General features: G+C 61.3%; 17 protein-coding genes and 1 pseudogene. 3 read left to right on the top strand and 15 right to left on the bottom strand.

Annotation, left to right across the window (positions count from 1 at the left end; all coding sequences use genetic code 11):
- Positions 1-71: 71 nt before the first annotated feature.
- Positions 72-572 carry a thiol peroxidase gene (gene tpx, locus C6Y56_RS13155; protein WP_169430235.1) on the bottom strand — a complete coding sequence of 167 codons (501 nt, stop codon included), beginning with the start codon at positions 570-572 and terminating at the stop codon, positions 72-74.
- A 219-nt stretch (positions 573-791) separates the two neighbouring features.
- Here tpx and C6Y56_RS13150 point away from each other — a divergent pair, with 219 nt between their 5' ends.
- Positions 792-1,217: a YciI family protein gene (locus tag C6Y56_RS13150; RefSeq protein WP_169430234.1), complete on the top strand. Its 426-nt coding sequence runs from the start codon at positions 792-794 to the stop codon at positions 1,215-1,217.
- 61 nt (positions 1,218-1,278) lie between these two features.
- On the opposite strand, the gene C6Y56_RS13145 is transcribed toward C6Y56_RS13150, so the two are convergent.
- The 4 genes from C6Y56_RS13145 to C6Y56_RS13130 form a co-directional block, all read right to left on the bottom strand.
- Positions 1,279-1,950 carry a DUF3313 domain-containing protein gene (locus C6Y56_RS13145; RefSeq protein WP_169430233.1) on the bottom strand — a complete coding sequence of 224 codons (672 nt, stop codon included), beginning with the start codon at positions 1,948-1,950 and terminating at the stop codon, positions 1,279-1,281.
- Between the two features lie 141 nt (positions 1,951-2,091).
- A complete protein-coding gene (locus C6Y56_RS13140; protein ID WP_169430232.1) occupies positions 2,092-3,066 on the bottom strand; it encodes a hypothetical protein in 975 nt (324 codons plus the stop codon).
- A gap of 129 nt (positions 3,067-3,195) precedes the next feature.
- Complete coding sequence (locus C6Y56_RS13135) at positions 3,196-3,675, bottom strand: DUF934 domain-containing protein (protein ID WP_169430231.1); 480 nt, start codon at positions 3,673-3,675, stop codon at positions 3,196-3,198.
- Positions 3,672-5,345 (bottom strand): nitrite/sulfite reductase, encoded by a 1,674-nt coding sequence (locus C6Y56_RS13130; protein WP_169430230.1) that lies wholly within the window; start codon positions 5,343-5,345, stop codon positions 3,672-3,674. The genes C6Y56_RS13135 and C6Y56_RS13130 overlap by 4 nt, the downstream gene beginning before the upstream one ends.
- Positions 5,346-5,624: 279 nt before the next feature.
- On the opposite strand from C6Y56_RS13130, the gene ccoN reads away from it, so the two are divergent.
- The gene (gene ccoN / locus C6Y56_RS13125; protein WP_134826679.1) at positions 5,625-7,052 is read left to right on the top strand and encodes a cytochrome-c oxidase, cbb3-type subunit I; all 1,428 of its coding nucleotides are present in this window, start codon (positions 5,625-5,627) and stop codon (positions 7,050-7,052) included.
- A 15-nt stretch (positions 7,053-7,067) separates the two neighbouring features.
- The gene (locus tag C6Y56_RS13120; RefSeq protein ID WP_169430229.1) at positions 7,068-7,289 is read left to right on the top strand and encodes a cbb3-type cytochrome c oxidase subunit 3; all 222 of its coding nucleotides are present in this window, start codon (positions 7,068-7,070) and stop codon (positions 7,287-7,289) included.
- Between the two features lie 204 nt (positions 7,290-7,493).
- On the opposite strand, the pseudogene C6Y56_RS13115 reads toward C6Y56_RS13120, so the two are convergent.
- The 10 genes and pseudogenes from C6Y56_RS13115 to C6Y56_RS13070 form a co-directional block, all read right to left on the bottom strand.
- Positions 7,494-7,969, bottom strand: a pseudogene (locus C6Y56_RS13115) (hypothetical protein); the annotation flags it as partial.
- Between the two features lie 116 nt (positions 7,970-8,085).
- The gene (locus C6Y56_RS13110) at positions 8,086-8,595 is read right to left on the bottom strand and encodes a GNAT family N-acetyltransferase (protein ID WP_169430228.1); all 510 of its coding nucleotides are present in this window, start codon (positions 8,593-8,595) and stop codon (positions 8,086-8,088) included.
- Positions 8,596-8,662: 67 nt separating this feature from the next.
- Positions 8,663-9,640: a LysR family transcriptional regulator gene (locus tag C6Y56_RS13105; protein WP_169430227.1), complete on the bottom strand. Its 978-nt coding sequence runs from the start codon at positions 9,638-9,640 to the stop codon at positions 8,663-8,665.
- A gap of 175 nt (positions 9,641-9,815) precedes the next feature.
- Complete coding sequence (locus C6Y56_RS13100) at positions 9,816-10,748, bottom strand: peptidylprolyl isomerase (RefSeq protein WP_432760328.1); 933 nt, start codon at positions 10,746-10,748, stop codon at positions 9,816-9,818.
- An 11-nt stretch (positions 10,749-10,759) separates the two neighbouring features.
- A complete protein-coding gene (locus C6Y56_RS13095; RefSeq protein WP_169430225.1) occupies positions 10,760-11,227 on the bottom strand; it encodes a YbjN domain-containing protein in 468 nt (155 codons plus the stop codon).
- A 29-nt stretch (positions 11,228-11,256) separates the two neighbouring features.
- The gene (locus tag C6Y56_RS13090) at positions 11,257-11,886 is read right to left on the bottom strand and encodes a DNA repair protein (RefSeq protein ID WP_169430224.1); all 630 of its coding nucleotides are present in this window, start codon (positions 11,884-11,886) and stop codon (positions 11,257-11,259) included.
- 17 nt (positions 11,887-11,903) lie between these two features.
- On the bottom strand, positions 11,904-13,601 hold the full coding sequence (locus C6Y56_RS13085) for a putative porin (protein ID WP_169430223.1): 1,698 nt from the start codon (positions 13,599-13,601) through the stop codon (positions 11,904-11,906).
- 39 nt (positions 13,602-13,640) lie between these two features.
- Positions 13,641-14,345 carry an energy transducer TonB family protein gene (locus C6Y56_RS13080; RefSeq protein WP_169430222.1) on the bottom strand — a complete coding sequence of 235 codons (705 nt, stop codon included), beginning with the start codon at positions 14,343-14,345 and terminating at the stop codon, positions 13,641-13,643.
- A gap of 3 nt (positions 14,346-14,348) precedes the next feature.
- Positions 14,349-14,774 carry an ExbD/TolR family protein gene (locus C6Y56_RS13075; RefSeq protein ID WP_169430221.1) on the bottom strand — a complete coding sequence of 142 codons (426 nt, stop codon included), beginning with the start codon at positions 14,772-14,774 and terminating at the stop codon, positions 14,349-14,351.
- Positions 14,775-14,785: 11 nt separating this feature from the next.
- Positions 14,786-16,585 (bottom strand): DUF2341 domain-containing protein, encoded by a 1,800-nt coding sequence (locus C6Y56_RS13070; RefSeq protein WP_169430220.1) that lies wholly within the window; start codon positions 16,583-16,585, stop codon positions 14,786-14,788.
- Positions 16,586-16,592: the final 7 nt, after the last annotated feature.

Below are 16,592 nucleotides of genomic sequence, written 5' to 3'. Positions count from 1 at the left end.
TGATACACAAATGAAAACGGCCTGGACAGGGCCAGGCCGTTAACAATTGTAAAGCGCTTGTTTCAGAACACTTATTTCAATACAGCCAGCGCTGCATCGTAGTTCGGCTCTTCAGCGATTTCCTTGACCAGCTCGCTGTGCAGCACGTTGTCGTTTTCGTCCAGCACAACCACCGCACGGGCGGTCAGGCCTTTCAGCGGGCCGTCAGCGATGGCCACGCCGTAGTTCTCGATGAACTCGGCGCCACGCAGGGTCGACAGGTTCTGTACGTTTTCCAGACCTTCGGCGCCGCAGAAGCGGGCCTGGGCGAATGGCAGGTCAGCCGAGATGCACAACACCACGGTGTTGGCCAGGTCGTTGGCCTGGGCGTTGAACTTGCGCACGGAAGTGGCGCAGGTCGGGGTGTCGACGCTTGGGAAGATGTTCAGCACTTTGCGCTTGCCGGCGAAGTCTTTCAGGGTGACGTCGGACAGATTGCCGGCTACCAGGGAAAAGGCTGGCGCCTTGGAACCGGCTTGTGGCAGTTGGCCGTTGACTTGAACCGGGTTGCCTTTGAGAGTGACTTGAGCCATGAACGGAGTCCTTCTTAACGTTGTTGGGAAAGCATGCAAGAGGCGGAAGTTAACCACGAAATTGTCCGACGACCTATGCCTGAACCGAAATTGGTCGGTGTAGAGCGTACCGCCCTCACCCGCCGCCACCGTCTGCATCTTTTATTTAACGGGCTGTCGATTCAAGCCCTAGCCGTTCGACAAAGCAGTGAATCCCTCACTTTCCAGCGGAGAAACACCATGCGCTTCATGATCATTGTCAAAGCCAGCCAGGATTCCGAAGCCGGCGTGATGCCAAGCGAGCAATTGCTCACCGATATGGGCAACTACAACGAGGAACTGGCCAAGGCCGGCATCCTGGTCTCGGCCGATGGCCTGCATCCAAGCAGCAAGGGTGCCCGCGTACGTTTCAGCGGGGAAACACGCAGCGTGATCGACGGCCCTTTCGCCGAAACCAAGGAGCTGATCGCCGGTTACTGGATCTGGGACGTGAAATCGAAGGAAGAAGCCATCGAATGGGTCAAGCGCTGCCCTAATCCCATGCCGGGCACCGAGGCCGAAATCGAGATTCGCCAGATATTCTGCCCGGAAGATTTTGGCGCCGAATTCACTCCGCAACTGCGCGAGCAGGAAGAACGGATTCGCGAACAGGCCAAAAAGCACTGACAGTCCACTCTGCTCCCGACCGGCCTCCACGACTCACGCCGTGGAGGTCATCAGGCCCGCCTTATCTGGACTTCATTTTCAGATAGGACTGGTGCATGTCCGACGCCCAGCCATCGATCACGGCTTTAACGTCATCGGCCTTCATTACCTGAGAATCGTTTTCCAGAGGTTTACCGGTGCCCTTGCGCACGACCTGCGCCACCACCTTGTTGTTGCCGCCATCGATGAACACTGCTTCGGTGGCCAGGGTGGTTTCCTGATCGCGACTGCCGCTGGCAGTGGTGACCGCTGCCGCCACCAAAGCAATCGGGATCACTTCATAGGCACGCAGGCCTTCGGTCTTGCTGTTGACGGCGGTGATGGCCGCGCGCACAACGATCACACCCGGGCCGGGCCCGCTGGCCAACGGCAGAGACTTGCCCACTTCACGCTTGAGCGCCTGATCATAGTAAGCAGTGATACCATTGAGGGTCTGTTGCGGGATTTTTGCCGTTGGCTGAGGCTTGGGATACAGCTGGGTCGGTTCGATGTAGACGCTGGTGTACTTGTTGATATCGAGTTTGGGATCGACCCAGCGCATCACCTCGGCACCGGACGGTGACTTGGCCTCCTTGAGCTGGCTGTAGTCCTTGAGGAAGCCTGAATACTCATCCGGAGCGACGGTTTTGCTGGAGCAACCCACCACGCCAAGCGAGGCAATGCATAGGGTGCTCATCATTAAGGCTAGCTTCATGCTGTAACTCCTGTCAGAAGGCCTGATTTATTGCATGGGGAGTTACAGGTATAGCTAAAACCACAGGCTTTGCGCTTTGCCGGACGGGAAATGAATCCCGCCCCCGGACTGAAGCACGATAAAACCCGATTCAGATCAGATTCACCAGGTCGACGTTTCCCCGCTGCGCAACGCCATCTCCCGCCGGCTGTTGAGCCGCATCGCCTTGATCAGCGACACGGTGCCCACCAGCAACAGCGCCGCGCCGAACAGGAAGTCGATGTTGTACAGCTGGAAATCCTGCACCGGCCCCACCAGCACTGTGCGCACCACGCCGATTCCAACCAGCGTGGCCAGGAAGTCGATTCCCGGCTCGTCGCGGTAGAACACCAGCAACAACGGCAGGCACAACACCAGCAACATCAGCAGCACCACCACCTTGAACGAACCTTTACGCTCGACGCTGAACGCGCACTCGTGGTGGCCGTAGGCTTTGTAGTCTTCGTCGCGGACCACCGAGTTTTTCTCGTTGATGTAGTCGGCGCGGTTGTACTTCTGGATCGGCGTGAAGGTGTTGGACATCTCCATCAGCGTGGTGATGTTCTTGAAGCGCAGGTCGATGCGCTCGTTACCCTTGAGGTAATACAGCACCGGTTTGTAGCCGTAGCGATAGGTGTCGAAAGGGAACTCGGTGACCCGGCCGTGAACGCCGATCGGGCGCGATTCGAGCTGGGCGAAGGCGCTTTTGTCGGTCGAAGCGAGGTTGCGGCTCAGGGGCAGGACTTTCACTTGCTCAAGGAAGATCGGCGTGACGCCGTACGTCCACTGCAACGGTTCCAGGCGCAGACGCAGTTCGTTGCGACCCAGGTCATAGCGGTTGAAGGTGCGCTCGGACACCACCACCGCACCGCTGAGCATGAATTCGCCGCGCAGGTTGTTGGTGATGCGCAGGGTCAGTTGATCCTTGCCCAGCAGCGCCGCTTCCGTGTTCGGCGGCGTGCCGCACCATGCGGTGCTTTCGCCGACACCGCCAAGCTGGCCGCCGCGGTTTTCGTTGAACACATAGATGTAACCGGCCCACAGCGTCAGCATCAACAGCAACGCGGTGAGGCCCAGAATCTTTTTGCCCGGACCCACTGATCAGACTCCCTTCTTCGTTCCGTCGTCCAGCCGAAAACCCGCTGGCGACGGGGACTCTACCAAAAGGCCAGCATCGACCCAAGGAAAAATCCCCGATTCATCAGGGTTCTAAGGGTTTCCCCTGCGTCACCTGCGCCGAAACAACGGCCGCGGCTCGATCACCGAGCGCCCGTACAACACGCTCATTCCCGCCAGTCCCTTGAGCGCATCCTCGGCGGATTTGTCCTCGCGCACCGCAAAGCTGTCAAAACCGCACTGGCGCATGTGGCTCAACTGATCACGCAGCACATCGCCAATGGCCCGCAACTCGCCTTTCCAGCCGAAACGACTGCGCAACAGGTAGGCCTGGCTGTAAGCGCGGCCGTCGCGAAAGCTCGGGAAGTCGAGGGCGATCAGCGGCAGCGATGCCAGCCACGGCAACAGGCTTTCAACGCCGTCGTCCGGGCCCAGCCAGACCGCATGGCGCGAGGGGGATTCGAGCCAGTGGGCCAGCGGCAGAATCAACATTCCGGCGCCGGACTCTATTTCAGGCGAGCGGATCAGCGTCCACGGATCATCCAGCACAATCCGCGCCCCGCACTCCTCCATCCGCAGCAGATTGTTCATGCCGATACCTCCAGGGCTTTCGGGTAAACCCGCTCCTTGAATGGCTCCAGCCCGATGCGCGCCACGGTATCGACGAACAGCTCTTCCGCCTCGCGATAACGCACGAAAGTGCCAATGATCCGCTCGATCACCTGTGGCACCTCGTCGGCGCTGAACGACGGGCCGATGACTTTGCCCAGTGCACTGTTTTTGCCCTGGGCGCCGCCGAGGGTGATCTGGTACCACTCGCTGCCGTTTTTATCGACGCCCAGGATCCCGATGTTGCCGATGTGATGATGGCCGCAGGCGTTCATGCAGCCGGAGATGTTCAGGCTGATGTCGCCCAGATCATGCAGGTAATCGAGGTTGTCGAAACGCGCCTGAATCGCCTGGGCAATCGGGATCGACTTGGCATTGGCCAGCGCACAGAAATCGCCGCCGGGGCAGGCAATGATGTCGGTCAACAGGCCGACGTTGGCGGCGCCCAGGCCCTGCTCTTTCGCCAGTTGCCACAGCGCGAACAGCTCGGACTTGGGCACATCCGGCAGTACGATGTTCTGCTCGTGGGCGATGCGAATCTCGCCGAAACCGAAACGCTCGGACCAGTCGGCCACCGCCAGCATCTGCAAACCGGTCACATCCCCCGGCGGTGAAGCCAGGCCCGGTTTGGTCGACAGCACCACGCTGGTGTAGCCCGGCATTTTATGCGGTTGCACGTTGCGCGCGACCCAGCGGGCGAACGCCGGGTTGTCGGCCAGGTGCGTGCCGAAATCCAGATCGGTACCCGCCAGCGTGCGATAGTTCGGCGGCACAAAAGCACTGGCAACCCGCAGGTATTCATCCTCGGTCAGTTGCGCCGGGCCGTCCTTGAGGTGTTGCCATTCTTCTTCGACTTCTTTGGCAAACGCTTCAATTCCCAGCGCCTTGACCAGAATCTTGATCCGCGCCTTGTACTTGTTGTCGCGCCGGCCGTGGCGGTTGTAGACCCGCAACACCGCCTCGACGTAGGACAGCAAGTGCTGCCAAGGCAGGCCGTCGCGGATCTGCAGACCGAGGATCGGCGTACGCCCCAGCCCCCCGCCGACAATCACTCGCAGCAACATCTGCCCGTCATGACCGGGGTAAAGGTACAGGCCGATGTCATGCATCATGATCGCCGCGCGATCCTGCTTCGCCGAGCAGATGGCGATCTTGAACTTGCGCGGCAGGAACAGGAATTCCGGGTTGATCGTCGACCATTGCCGCAGGATCTCGGCCAGCGGACGCGGGTCGATCATCTCGTCTGCCGCCACTCCGGCGAAGGCTTCGGTGGTGATGTTGCGCACACAGTTGCCCGAGGTCTGGATCGCATGCATGTTGACCTGCGCCAGACGTTCGAGAATGTCCGGCACTTCGTGCAGTTCGATCCAGTTGAACTGCATGTTCTGCCGGGTGGTGAAGTGGCCATAGCCACGATCGTAGTCACTGGCAATGCTCGCCAGGGTGCGCATTTGTTCGGCACTCAGGGTGCCGTAGGGAATCGCCACCCGCAGCATGTAGGCGTGTTTTTGCATATACAGGCCGTTTTGCAGGCGCAGCGGCAGAAATTCTTCTTCGCTCAACTCCCCGGCCATGAAGCGCTCGACCTGATCGCGAAACTGCGCAACGCGCTCGAACACCAGCGCCCGGTCGTAATCATCGTATTGATACATCGGCCTACTACCTCGTCAGGAATTTCCTGTGGGAGCGAGCCTGCTCGCTCCCACAGTTTTGTAAAAGCACTATGACGTTGCAGCGCAGCCTGTTACAGATTCACCTGAACGCATAAAAACCGTATCAGGGCGCGGCAGATGGCCGCAGGCAGCGCCTGGATCTGATCCGCATAAATGAACAATTCCTGAGCCTGTTTTGTTTCCGGTGGGGTTTCTACAGTGCAGCTCGTGCCAGACCGGGTGGCCTGGCAAGACTTTGCAACCGTGGATGAACTGACCATGAGCACAGCAACAATCGGACAGGCTTATAACTACAAGGTCGTCCGCCAATTCGTCATCGCGACTGTTTTCTGGGGTGTCGTGGGCATGGCGATGGGGGTATGGATCGCCTCGCAACTGGTATGGCCGGACATGAATCTGGACTTGCCGTGGACCACCTTCGGCCGCTTGCGACCGTTGCACACCAGCCTGGTGATTTTTGGTTTCGCCGGCAGTGCGCAATTCGCGGCCAGTTACTACGCGGTACAGCGTACCTGCCAGGTGCGGCTGTACTCGGACAAACTCGCCGCGTTCACCTTCTGGGGCTGGCAATCGGTGATCGTGATCATGCTGGTCACCCTGCCGATGGGCTACACCACCACCAAGGAATACGCCGAGATCGAGTTTTCCGGCGCAGTGTGGATGGCGGTGGTCTGGGTTGCATACGCCATCGTGTTCTTCACCACGGTGGTGCAACGCAAGACCAAACACATCTACGTCGGCAACTGGTTCTTCGGTGCGTTCATCCTGGTGATTGCCATGCTGCACGTGGTCAATCACCTGTCGATTCCGGTGGACTGGTTCAAGTCCTATCCGGTGTATTCCGGCGCCACCGACGCCATGGTGCAATGGTGGTACGGGCACAACGCGGTGGGTTTCTTCCTGACCACCGGGTTCCTCGGGATGATGTATTACTTCGTGCCCAAGCAAGTGAATCGGCCGGTGTACTCGTACCGGTTGTCGATCGTGCACTTCTGGGCGCTGATCACCCTGTACATCTGGGCCGGCCCGCACCATTTGCACTACACCGCGCTGCCGGACTGGGCGCAGTCGCTGGGCATGGCGATGTCGCTGATCCTGCTGGCCCCGAGCTGGGGCGGGATGATCAACGGGATGATGACCCTCTCGGGCGCCTGGCATCAGTTGCGCACTGACCCGATCCTGCGCTTCCTCGTCCTGTCGCTGGCGTTCTACGGCATGTCGACCTTCGAAGGTCCGATGATGGCGATCAAGACGGTCAACGCCCTCTCCCACTACACCGACTGGACCATCGGCCACGTGCATGCCGGTGCGTTGGGCTGGGTGGCGATGATCACCTTCGGCGCCACCTATCACATGGTGCCCAAAGTCTTTGGCCGCGAGCGCATGCACAGCACGCCGCTGATCAACCTGCACTTCTGGCTGGCGACCATTGGCACGGTGTTGTACATCGCGTCGATGTGGGTCAACGGGATTACCCAGGGCCTGATGTGGCGGGCGATCAACGAGGACGGCACGTTGACCTACTCGTTCGTTGAAGCGCTGCAGGCCAGCCATCCGGGGTTTGTCGTACGGTTTGCCGGCGGGGTGTTCTTCCTGACGGGCATGTTGCTGATGGCCTACAACGTATGGCGCACGGTGCGGGTGGCGGATGTTGCGATTGCCCACCGTGAAGCGCAGATCGCCTGATCAAGGGAGCTGGTCATGTTCGATATTGTCTTGAATGTATTGGGCGTGCTGTTTCTGTGGCTGTCAGTGGAGTACTGCCTGCGCCACGAAACGGCTGAAAGCCTGGATGATGCGAGTCTCACGCCGTTTGCCGATGATCCGGAGGTGGCGCGGCGGGTTGAGTTGGCCACTGGCAAGACTGTGAAGGCAGTGGCGCCGGAGGTGGCGCAGCCGGGGTGGGTCAATCTTGAGATGTGAAGTGTGTCAGGGGCAGCCCCCCTCACCCTAGCCCTCTCCCGGAGGGAGAGGGGACTGACCGAGTTGTTTACTCGAAATACACCGACCTGAAATATCGAAGGTGAATGCAATATCAACAACGACGAAGATCTGCTCCCTTTCCCCCTCGCCCCTTGGGGAGAGGGCTGGGGTGAGGGGTAAGCTTTTGATCTTAGGTGCGGTCTCGGGAATCAGGCTCTGCAATTGCTGCGCGAGAAAATTCGCATCGAAAACAAAGGTATCCGGGTCTTTCAACCCGTTGGTCTTACGCCACTGCCACTCCCGCCCGGCAACCCCACCAACGAAACACTCCCGTACCGCGCCGCCGTCAGCCCCATCACCGCCAGCGAAATCTGCCCGCCACTGCCCATCACATCCGGCACGAACTCCACCGATTTGCCGGCGATCACGATGCTCAGTTTTTCAGTCTTGAAGGTTGAGGTCTCAACCGGAATGCTCGGCCCGAACGCCACATAAGCCTCCCGACCCACCTCCAGCAAACCCGGCGCCTGCACCGGCTCCAGCCATTGCTGAATCTGCCCGAACAATTCGGTAATCCGTGAGGCCCAGGTCGCCGATTGCGTCTCGAACAGTTGCTTCTTGTGCGCTTCGCTGTCGGCATAGTGGCGAAGCATTTCGCCCAGCTGCTGTACGTCGTCCATTGCGGTGTTCCTTCAAGGAAGCAGTGCTGCGGACGTCGAGCATGGCAGATGCCGAGGTCGACCGTGCAAGTCATTTGCCTGCACGATCGCCACTTCGGCCATGGACTGACAAAAGGTCAGCGCTTGCGCAACCGCGCCATGCTCAGGGTGTCGACCCATTGCCCGTCACGCACCGCATAATCGCGGAACAGGCCTTCGGTTTCGAAGCCGAACTTGCGATAGAGACCAATGGCCGCTTCGTTGTCGGCGTACACCGAAAGCTCGACCCGGTGCAGGTTCATCCAGTTGTCCGCAATCTCCAGCGCCGCCGCCAACAACGTCGAACCGACACCCTTGCCCTGCCACGCCACCGCGACGGCCATGCCGACACTGCCGGCATGGCTGCGGCGAATCCGCGAAAAAGCCTCCAGCCCGAGATGCCCGATCACCGCACCTTGATGCAGCGCCACCAGCTTCACCATCCGTTCGTTTTCGGGCATCAGCCGTTGGCGCCAGATCTCGGCAGACTGAAACGGCATCTGCAACACCTGCCGGGTCACGGCCGGGTCGTTGTAAAGCGCGGTGACGCCTTCGACGTGGGACTCGCTGAAGCGTTCGAGGTGAATGGCGGGGTTGTGCTCAGGCATGATAGATCCCTCCTGGATCAGTGCGTGGCCGGTCACTGTAAACCGGCGCAACTGATCCAGGCGAGACTTACTCGAACCACTCCTGCCGCTCATTGAAAGTGCGTTGAATCAACTCCACCAAGGTCTGCACCTCCCCGACATTCTGCGACTCACTGTTCACCGCCAACCACGCCTGCAACCGCATCGCCTCCCCAAACAACCCCGGCAACGCCACCAGCCCGCGATCAAACCGGCTCATGTACATCGGCAGCAACCCGATGCACGCGCTGCAACGAATCATCTCCAGCATCAGCTCGTAAGACTGCATCTGCACCACCCCGGCCAACCGCTGTTCGACCAGCTCATTCCACGGCCGGAAGCTGTCGATCTGCCGGTCATGCTGCCATTGCACCAGCATGAAATCGGCGAGGTCATCCGGACTTTCTGGCCGTGCAGTGACACGGGAATAGCGTTTGGCGATGTGCGGCTGGTATTCCAGTTGCGCGAGGCGTTGCGGTTCGCTGGTGGCGAAGGTCGGGCCCGGATGCGGGTTGTCGCCGTGGGCGAGCCAGAGCACGATGTCGGCGCTGACCGCATGCAGGGCCAGTTCGCTGTCGAGGGCGATGATTTCCAGGCGCACGCTGGCGTTGCGGCGCAACAGTGCGATGAGGTCGCGGCCGAGGATGTCGTGCAGGATCGATTCGGCGACGGCCAGTCTTATCAGGGGTTGCTCGATCACCGGAAGTTTGCGCTCGTGAGCCAGGGCGATCAGTTGCGCCTGCAATTGCTGGCCTTCGCGGGTCAGCGTCAAGGCACTGCCCTGAAAGCTGAACAGCGCGCATTGCAGTTGCTGTTCGAGCTGCGCCAGTTGTTTGCGCAGCAAGGTCGAGCGCACGTTGAGGCTGCGGGCGGCTTGCATGAAGCAGCCGCAACGGGCGCTGACCAGAAAGTATTGCGCGACGTCGCCGTCGAGGGTCGCGGCTTGCGCCAGCCAGGGTTCTTCCTTGTCCTGTGGCCAGCGGAAATCGGCGCTGCTCTGTCGTGCTGCGGGTTCGGTGAATGACATCGATGACTCCCTGTCGATCTTTGTATTTTTGGAAAACGTCACGGCTCTAATGTGGGAGCGGGCTTGCTCCGGGCGGCGTTCCGACGAAAGCGGTGTGTCATTCAACGAATAAGTTGTCTGGCATGGCCCCTTCGCGAGCAAGCCCGCTCCCACAAGGTTCAGAGGTGGACCTGAATTACAGTTTTTCCTCCAGCACCTTATTGAGCTCGGCCCCGTCAATGCTCAGCGTCGCGGTGTTGAGCATGCCGTCCAGATAGGCCTGGGCGATCTGTTCCTGACGCTGTGCCCGCAAGGCCAGGGTCAGTTGATCGCGCAACTCGTCGAGGGTCGCGGTGCGGGCCGGTTGTTGTTCGGTGAGTTTGATCACGTGGAAACCGGCGCTGCTTTGAACGGGATCGGAGACCGCGCCAACCTTGAGTCGCGCCACCGCACCACGCACTTCCGGCACCAGTTGCTGCAACGGTTGAAGGCCAGTATCGCCCCCGCGTTCGGCAGTCAGGCGATCCTGAGAAAACTCCTTGGCCAGTGCTGCAAAGTCCGCCGGGGTTGCCTGGGCTTTCTTGCTCAACTCCGTTGCCTGCTTGCGCACGGCCTCAAGGTTCTGCGGCTCATTCACCCCAAGGAAGATCTGGCTGACCCGATACAGCGCCGGCGTCTGCCAGTTGGCCTTGCCCGCGTCATACGCCTGCTGCAACTCGGCGGCGCTCGGATAGTCCGCCGGCACTTTGCTCACCGACTGCAAATAGTCGCGAAACACGATCTGTTCGGTGGCGGCGCGGGTCTGCCGAAGCACGTCCGGACGCTGCGCCCAGCCTTGGGCATCGGCCTGTTCGAGCACGGCTTTTTCGGCCAGGCGTGAACGAATCCAGCGCTCCAGCGCCTCACGATTACCGCGCAGTTGCTCGCGGGTCTGTGGCGGTACGGCGGCCAGCAGCGCCTGCAATTCCTCCGGCGACACCTGCTGATTGCCCAACCGCGCCACCGCAGGCCCACTGTTCGCCGTAATGACCGGCGCCGGTTGCTGGGCGGCGACCGGGTCATTGCCCGGCCGCACCACCAGCGCCACGGCCGCCACCAACAGCGCCACCGCAGCGGCGCTGATTACCATGGCAGGTTTGGTCACAGCGCGACTTCCTCTTGCTCAACCTTTGGAGCCTGGGCGGCAGCAGCGTTCTGGGTGAAATCACGCAGGTACACGATGAATTCCTGAAGCAGGCGATCCCACAATTCCAGGTTGCCGCGCAGGTAATCGCTGCTCACGCCCGCGGCCAACACCACGTCCATTTCCATCACCAGAAACTCGCCCTGCAACGACAACCGGGCAAACCGGCGGGTTGCGTTCCACTGCTCGGCCACACCGGCCGGCAACTCACCCTGTACGCGCAAGGCGCAGCTGAAGGTGAAGTCGACATAGCTGCCCTGCTCCGCCACCGCCGGGTTGCCGAAACGCACGGCGTAACCGATGCCCTGACTGGCGCTGAGCAACTGGACGATGCCGTTCTGTTCGGTCTGGTTGACGCGGTAACCGGCGGCTTGGAGCACTTCGGTCAGGGATTGCGGGGAGACATGGGAGATCAATTGAGTCATGACTTCTTCCTTGTTTATGAGTCTTTTAATCAGTGCGCGATCGCAGCTTGCGGCGCATCGAATTGAGTCTTGTACAGTTCATCGCCGAAGCCCTGAGCCAATTCATCGAACTTGACCCGGGCGCTGCCGGCGAAGGGCTGGCGGATCTTCATCACCTCGGCCACATCGATGTTTTCGTAGGCGGCGAGAATCTGCTTGGCCACGCCGTACATCTGCTGATTCTTGACCGAACATTGCTGCACTTGTGTGTCACGTTCAGTCAATTGCGCTTGAAGCTTAGACCGTTCTGCCTCTTTGGCACGGGCCATGACCAACAGCTCGTCGTAGGCTTTCTTGAATTTGCCGGTCTGCTCGTTGCTGGCCGCCACCTGCGCCTGAGCCTGGCTGTGCAGGCTTTGCTGCTGCCCGGCCAACTGCTCGGCCAGGCCTTTGGCCTTGGCCAGTTCGGCGGTCAATTGCTTGATTTGCGCCTGGGCTGCCTTGGCTTCGTTCTGCGCCGCCAGTTGCGCGGCGCTGGCCTGGGCCTGCTGGCTTTGCAGGGTTTGCAGTTGCTGGGTGGTGCTGCGCAACTGGGTGCGCAGACGCTCCTCCATGCCTTCGGCACTGGCCCCGCTGGCGACCAGCAATCCAAGTCCGAGCAAAAAGTACCGAGTGTTCATATCCCTCTCCCGGCGCCTTAGAAGCGCGTGTTGATCTCGAGCTGCAAGACGTCGATGTCGAACGGCGCGCCATACACCGCTTCGGTGCTCATCCAGCGACCGGTGGCGTAGACGTTCTTCGCCAGACCGTAGTTGCCACCGAGTATGTAGCCTTTGGCGTTAGTGCCGCCGAGGTGGAACGACGAGTCGTTGAAGCCGTCCGGCAAGGCGTCAGGCTGGATGTACTTGTAGCCGGCGAACAGGTTCCAGTCGCCCTGCTTCTTCAGGTCCAGCGCATTGCCGAGGGTGAACTGCACCATCCACGCATTGGCACCGCTTTCGATGTTGCCGTTGCTGTCGAGGTTGTTGACCAGTTGCCCGGCCGACCGCTTGCGCATATCGCCTTCGTCGTAGCCGAGGTTGTGGATGTAGTTGCCCTGGCTGCGCAGTTTGAAGTCTTCCGGCAGGTCGGCATCCCAGACCAGGTTCAGGTCCAGCAGGTTGAACTCGGAAGCGAGGCCAACGAATTGCGGCTGCGGCGTGGTCGTCGGGTTAAGCGGGTTCGGCGTGATGTCGCGCAGCAGGAACACACTGTTGCCCTTCTGCATGAACGCCGCACGCGTGCCGTCGCTGTCGCAACCCGGTGCGCCGGCCCAGGGTTCGCAGGGGCTGGAGCGCTCACCCTGGATGTCCTGGAAGCGGTAATAGGCCAATGCGCCTTTCAAGCGGTTGTTGCTGTTGATCGCCCACTTGGCGCCGACCTGTGCGCCGTACAGCCATTTGTTGTCGCTTTCTTCCTTGTCGAAGCCGTTGCTGGTGGTGGTGTCGTTGGTGTAATCCACCGGGAACGCGCCGACGGTACCGAACACACCCCAGTCGCGGCTCAGCTTGTGGTCGAAAATCGCCGCCACGCCATCGAAGTTCAGGTCGTTGGAATACAGCATGTCGGTAGACATGAACGGGTTGGCGAAGCGGCCACCGGTCAGGGTCAGTTCATCCGACGGTTTCCAGGTCAGGTAACCCTGATCGAGCCAGATGTCTTTCTTGGCAAAACCGCCGCCGAGGTTTTGGGTGGTCGACACCGGGTTGTTGTCCGAGCCGGTGCCGATGCGGATGCCGGCGGTCCATTGCGGCGAAATGTCCGCTTTCATGCCCAGCCGCGCGCGCAGGCGAAACAGGTTGGTGCGGTCTTCACGGGTGTTGAGCAACGGCGGCAACGCGGTGCTGCTGTTGGGGTTCACGTCGTACGGGCCGTTGTTGTTGAGCCTGGCGAAGTCGACGATTTCGTTGCTGTTGCTGCCCGAGTAGTAGCGCGATTCGTCACGCAGGCGAATGTCGCCGTCGAAGCTGATGCGCGACGCCCAGTCCGGGAAGGTGTTGGGCGCGGCCCAGTTTTCCTGCTTGGCGGTCGCCATGACTTCAGCCTTGACCTGATCACGGATCTGATCGCGCACCGCAGCCGGCACGTATTGCACCCGCACATCGCCCGGTGCGGCGACCGGCCCGGCGGCCACAGCGGTGGACGCCGCGGCCTGCTTGGCCTGGGCCGCTTCGTTCTGGGCCTGGGCGATCAGTGCGTCGGCCTTGTCCTGTTTCAGAATGCCCTGCTCGACCAGCAAGCGGATCAGATTGATCGTGGCGTTCTCCGAGGGCGCTGGCGCTGCCGCGGCCTGACCGACCAGGGTCGCGATGACCATGCCGACCGCCAGGGACAATCGATTCACGTTGGAAATCATCTGCACACAACTCCTTTTCATACAGCTTTATGAATTCGGTTAACCCGGACGCCGCCCTTGCAGGGACATGCGCACAGGCAAGGTGATGGAGGCCGGTGGCCGTTCGCTTAAAGCAGGCGCATTGCGCAGCGCGGCGAGCACTTGCGTATCGATTTCGGGATTGCCGCTGGACTTGACCAGCTCGACCCGGGTGATCTCGCCGACGCTGCTCAGCCACACATCGGCCTGCAGCGAAAACGCGAGGTTGCGCAGGTCGGGGTTCTCGCGCAGCAGCTTCTGGAAGGTGAACGCGAGGAACTGGCTGTACGTGCCGTTGCCCAGTCGCCCACCGCCGGACCCGGCCATGCCGCCGCCCTTGCCCGCGCCGATGTTGAAGGCGTCGCTGCCGCTCTGGGCGTCGCCGTCAATCTGCATCGGGTTGGCCAGGTCGTCCGCCGGCGATGGCGGCGCTTCTTCCTCGGGTTTCACTTCCTGTGGCTCGGGTGTCGGCTCCGGCTCGACGACTTTTTCTTCCACCGGGGTTTCCGGTTCCGGCGGTTTTTCCGGCGGCGGAGGTGGTGGTGGCGGCAACGGAATGATCGTCGGCACCTTCGGCGCTTCCCGGCGGATGCCGCTCATGTCATTGGCCCACTGCCACAACAGGAATGCCGCAATGGCGCCCAGCAGCAGTCCGGCGCCCCACTTCACGTAACGCAGTGGCGACTTCTTCACCGGCAAAGGCTCGATTGGCATCTGTGCGGTCATGACTCAGCCCTGCGTCGGTTTGCCGGTGACGAGACCGACCTGGGACAGTTCGAGCCGGCGCAACAGATCCAGCACTTCGATAACCTTCTGGTACTGCACCGTGGCGTCGCCGCGCACGATCACCGGGAAGTCCGGGTTCTGCGCCTTCTCGATGCGCAGGCGCTCTTCCAGTTCAGGCAACGTCACCGGGTAGGAGTCGAGGAACACCTGGCCGCCGTCGTTGACCGAAATCGCCTTGGTCTTGGCCTCGGACAGCGACACGGCGGCGCTGGCCTTGGGCAGGTTGATCTGGATCCCGGAGACCTGCGCGGTGGCGGTGAGGATGAACATCACCAGCACCACCATCAGCACGTCCACCAGTGGCGTGATGTTGATGCTGTCCACTGCGGCATCTTCGTCATCGTCGTGGGAGGCATTTACGGACGCCATGTCAGTGCTCCTCAGGCCGGTACGGAGTGGTTGGCGTGATGGCCGCGCTGATGCGCCGCTTCACTGGACTGGCCTTCGCCGTGCATCTCCGCCAGCCGGGTGATGAACTCGTCGACGAACACGCGCATGTCGGCGCTGACTTCCTTGTTGCGGGTGATCAGGCGGTTGTAGCCAAACAGCGCCGGGATCGCGACGAACAGACCCATGGCGGTGGCCAGCAACGCGGCCGCCATACCCGGCGCGATGGCGTTGATGTTGACGTCGCCGGCCATGGCCGTGCCGAGGAACACCACCATGATCCCCAGCACGGTGCCGAGCAGACCGATATATGGGCCGCCAGCGATGGCGTTGGACAGGGTCGAGAGTTTCGAGCTCAGTTGCTGGTTTTCCCGGGTGCGCACGCCGTCCATCGAGCAGCGGATCGCTTCGATGGTCGCCGCCGAAACCGACGAGGTGTCGGCGCCCTGCTCGCGGCGGGTGCGGATCTCTTTCACTGCCACTTGATACAGGCGCCACAGCGGCGAATGCTGCAAACGCTGGGCGAGTTGCGTGTCGTTGGCGAACATCTCCAGTCGTGTGCCGACCTTGGCGAATTGCACGCGGAAGTCTTCGTTGGCGGCAGTGACGCGGCTGAGGGTGCGGTTCTTGCGCAGCATGATGATCCACGACTGGAACATCATCAGCACCAGCACCGCGATGATCACCCATGCGTCTACCGGTACCGCGTTGAGCAGGAAGCCGAGGCTGCCGAAACCGAAGCCGGACTGTTCTTCATCGACGCCATAGGCGACCAGTTTCGACTCGGCGCCCTGGGAAGTGGCGTCGGCCAGCAACAGCGGTGCCGGACGGGCGACTTTCGACAGGCGCAGTTCGTCGATGGCGCCCACGAACGGCTGGAAAGGACCCTCGTGCAGATCCGCTCCGATAGCCATGACCGAGTTGAACGCCGGCATCGCCTGGGCCAGTGCCGCGCCTTCGCGACCGTTGATGTACAGCGTCACTTTTGCGCCTTCGGCGGTCAGGGCGACGTGCTGCCATTGGCCCGGATTCAGCGGCTGGGTGGCGACAGCGCGCTGGCCGTCGATCTCCACGAACGGCACGCCCTGACTCACACCGACCAGCAGGCTGTTGGCGCCTTCGCGGCGGGCCAGAATCAGTTGTTCGCCGTTGGCCTGATCCAGTCGCAGCCAGGCACTGAAGGTGAACGCGCTGCCGGCGTTGTGCTGCAACGACGGACTGGCCGGCAACAGCAACGGCTGACCGCTGAACTGCAAGGCACGCCCTACCACGCCGTCAATCGCGGCGCCGGTCGCACTCTGCGCGGTGTTGCCATAGGCGGTGGTGTCTTTGGCCGGGGTGCCGGTGGCGCCGTCGAAGTGGTAGAGCGCGGTGTAATTCGGATCGAACGTCAGTTGGCCATTGCCGGTGGCCGGGGCCTTCTGGTTGCCGTAATACATCCAGATGTCCTGACGCTGACCGCCCTCGACATTCGGCACATCGACCCAGATCAGCGCCATGCCCATCAGCGCGTCGAAGCTTTCGATCTGGTGGTTGAGCACGGTCTTGTCGTCGGCGGCGACGAAGCGCAGGTCCGAGCCGTCCTCTTTCACGCCGTCGAAGGTGAAGTTGCCGGTATGCAGGCGCACCAGCAGCGCGGTACGGCCGAGGGCCTGATTGATCGCGGCGCCTTGCGGCGTGGTGTCGACGGCGATCTGTTTGCGGTAGTGCCAGTCGTCCTGCCACCAGGCCTGGGCCGTGGCCGGGAGCACAAAGCCCAGGCAGATCAACAACGAAAGGAAAAGGCGCTGCATGGAAGTG

Origin of the sequence: Pseudomonas fluorescens, from assembly GCF_012974785.1 — a bacterium.
GTDB classification, from domain to species: Bacteria; Pseudomonadota; Gammaproteobacteria; order Pseudomonadales; family Pseudomonadaceae; genus Aquipseudomonas; species Aquipseudomonas fluorescens_BT.
Note: the sequence above shows the minus strand (reverse complement) of the source record. Positions and strands in the feature narration are given on the sequence as shown.

What these genes read in the sequence shown, in the direction of transcription:
- tpx (WP_169430235.1), bottom strand. Translation starts at nt 572, where the DNA reads ATGGCTCAAGTCACTCTCAAAGGCAACCCGGTTCAAGTCAACGGCCAA.
- C6Y56_RS13150 (WP_169430234.1), top strand. Translation starts at nt 792, where the DNA reads ATGCGCTTCATGATCATTGTCAAAGCCAGCCAGGATTCCGAAGCCGGC.
- C6Y56_RS13145 (WP_169430233.1), bottom strand. Translation starts at nt 1,950, where the DNA reads ATGAAGCTAGCCTTAATGATGAGCACCCTATGCATTGCCTCGCTTGGC.
- C6Y56_RS13135 (WP_169430231.1), bottom strand. Translation starts at nt 3,675, where the DNA reads ATGAACAATCTGCTGCGGATGGAGGAGTGCGGGGCGCGGATTGTGCTG.
- C6Y56_RS13130 (WP_169430230.1), bottom strand. Translation starts at nt 5,345, where the DNA reads ATGTATCAATACGATGATTACGACCGGGCGCTGGTGTTCGAGCGCGTT.
- ccoN (WP_134826679.1), top strand. Translation starts at nt 5,625, where the DNA reads ATGAGCACAGCAACAATCGGACAGGCTTATAACTACAAGGTCGTCCGC.
- C6Y56_RS13120 (WP_169430229.1), top strand. Translation starts at nt 7,068, where the DNA reads ATGTTCGATATTGTCTTGAATGTATTGGGCGTGCTGTTTCTGTGGCTG.
- C6Y56_RS13110 (WP_169430228.1), bottom strand. Translation starts at nt 8,595, where the DNA reads ATGCCTGAGCACAACCCCGCCATTCACCTCGAACGCTTCAGCGAGTCC.
- C6Y56_RS13105 (WP_169430227.1), bottom strand. Translation starts at nt 9,640, where the DNA reads ATGTCATTCACCGAACCCGCAGCACGACAGAGCAGCGCCGATTTCCGC.
- C6Y56_RS13100 (WP_432760328.1), bottom strand. Translation starts at nt 10,748, where the DNA reads ATGGTAATCAGCGCCGCTGCGGTGGCGCTGTTGGTGGCGGCCGTGGCG.
- C6Y56_RS13095 (WP_169430225.1), bottom strand. Translation starts at nt 11,227, where the DNA reads ATGACTCAATTGATCTCCCATGTCTCCCCGCAATCCCTGACCGAAGTG.
- C6Y56_RS13090 (WP_169430224.1), bottom strand. Translation starts at nt 11,886, where the DNA reads ATGAACACTCGGTACTTTTTGCTCGGACTTGGATTGCTGGTCGCCAGC.
- C6Y56_RS13085 (WP_169430223.1), bottom strand. Translation starts at nt 13,601, where the DNA reads ATGATTTCCAACGTGAATCGATTGTCCCTGGCGGTCGGCATGGTCATC.
- C6Y56_RS13080 (WP_169430222.1), bottom strand. Translation starts at nt 14,345, where the DNA reads ATGACCGCACAGATGCCAATCGAGCCTTTGCCGGTGAAGAAGTCGCCA.
- C6Y56_RS13075 (WP_169430221.1), bottom strand. Translation starts at nt 14,774, where the DNA reads ATGGCGTCCGTAAATGCCTCCCACGACGATGACGAAGATGCCGCAGTG.
- C6Y56_RS13070 (WP_169430220.1), bottom strand. Translation starts at nt 16,585, where the DNA reads ATGCAGCGCCTTTTCCTTTCGTTGTTGATCTGCCTGGGCTTTGTGCTC.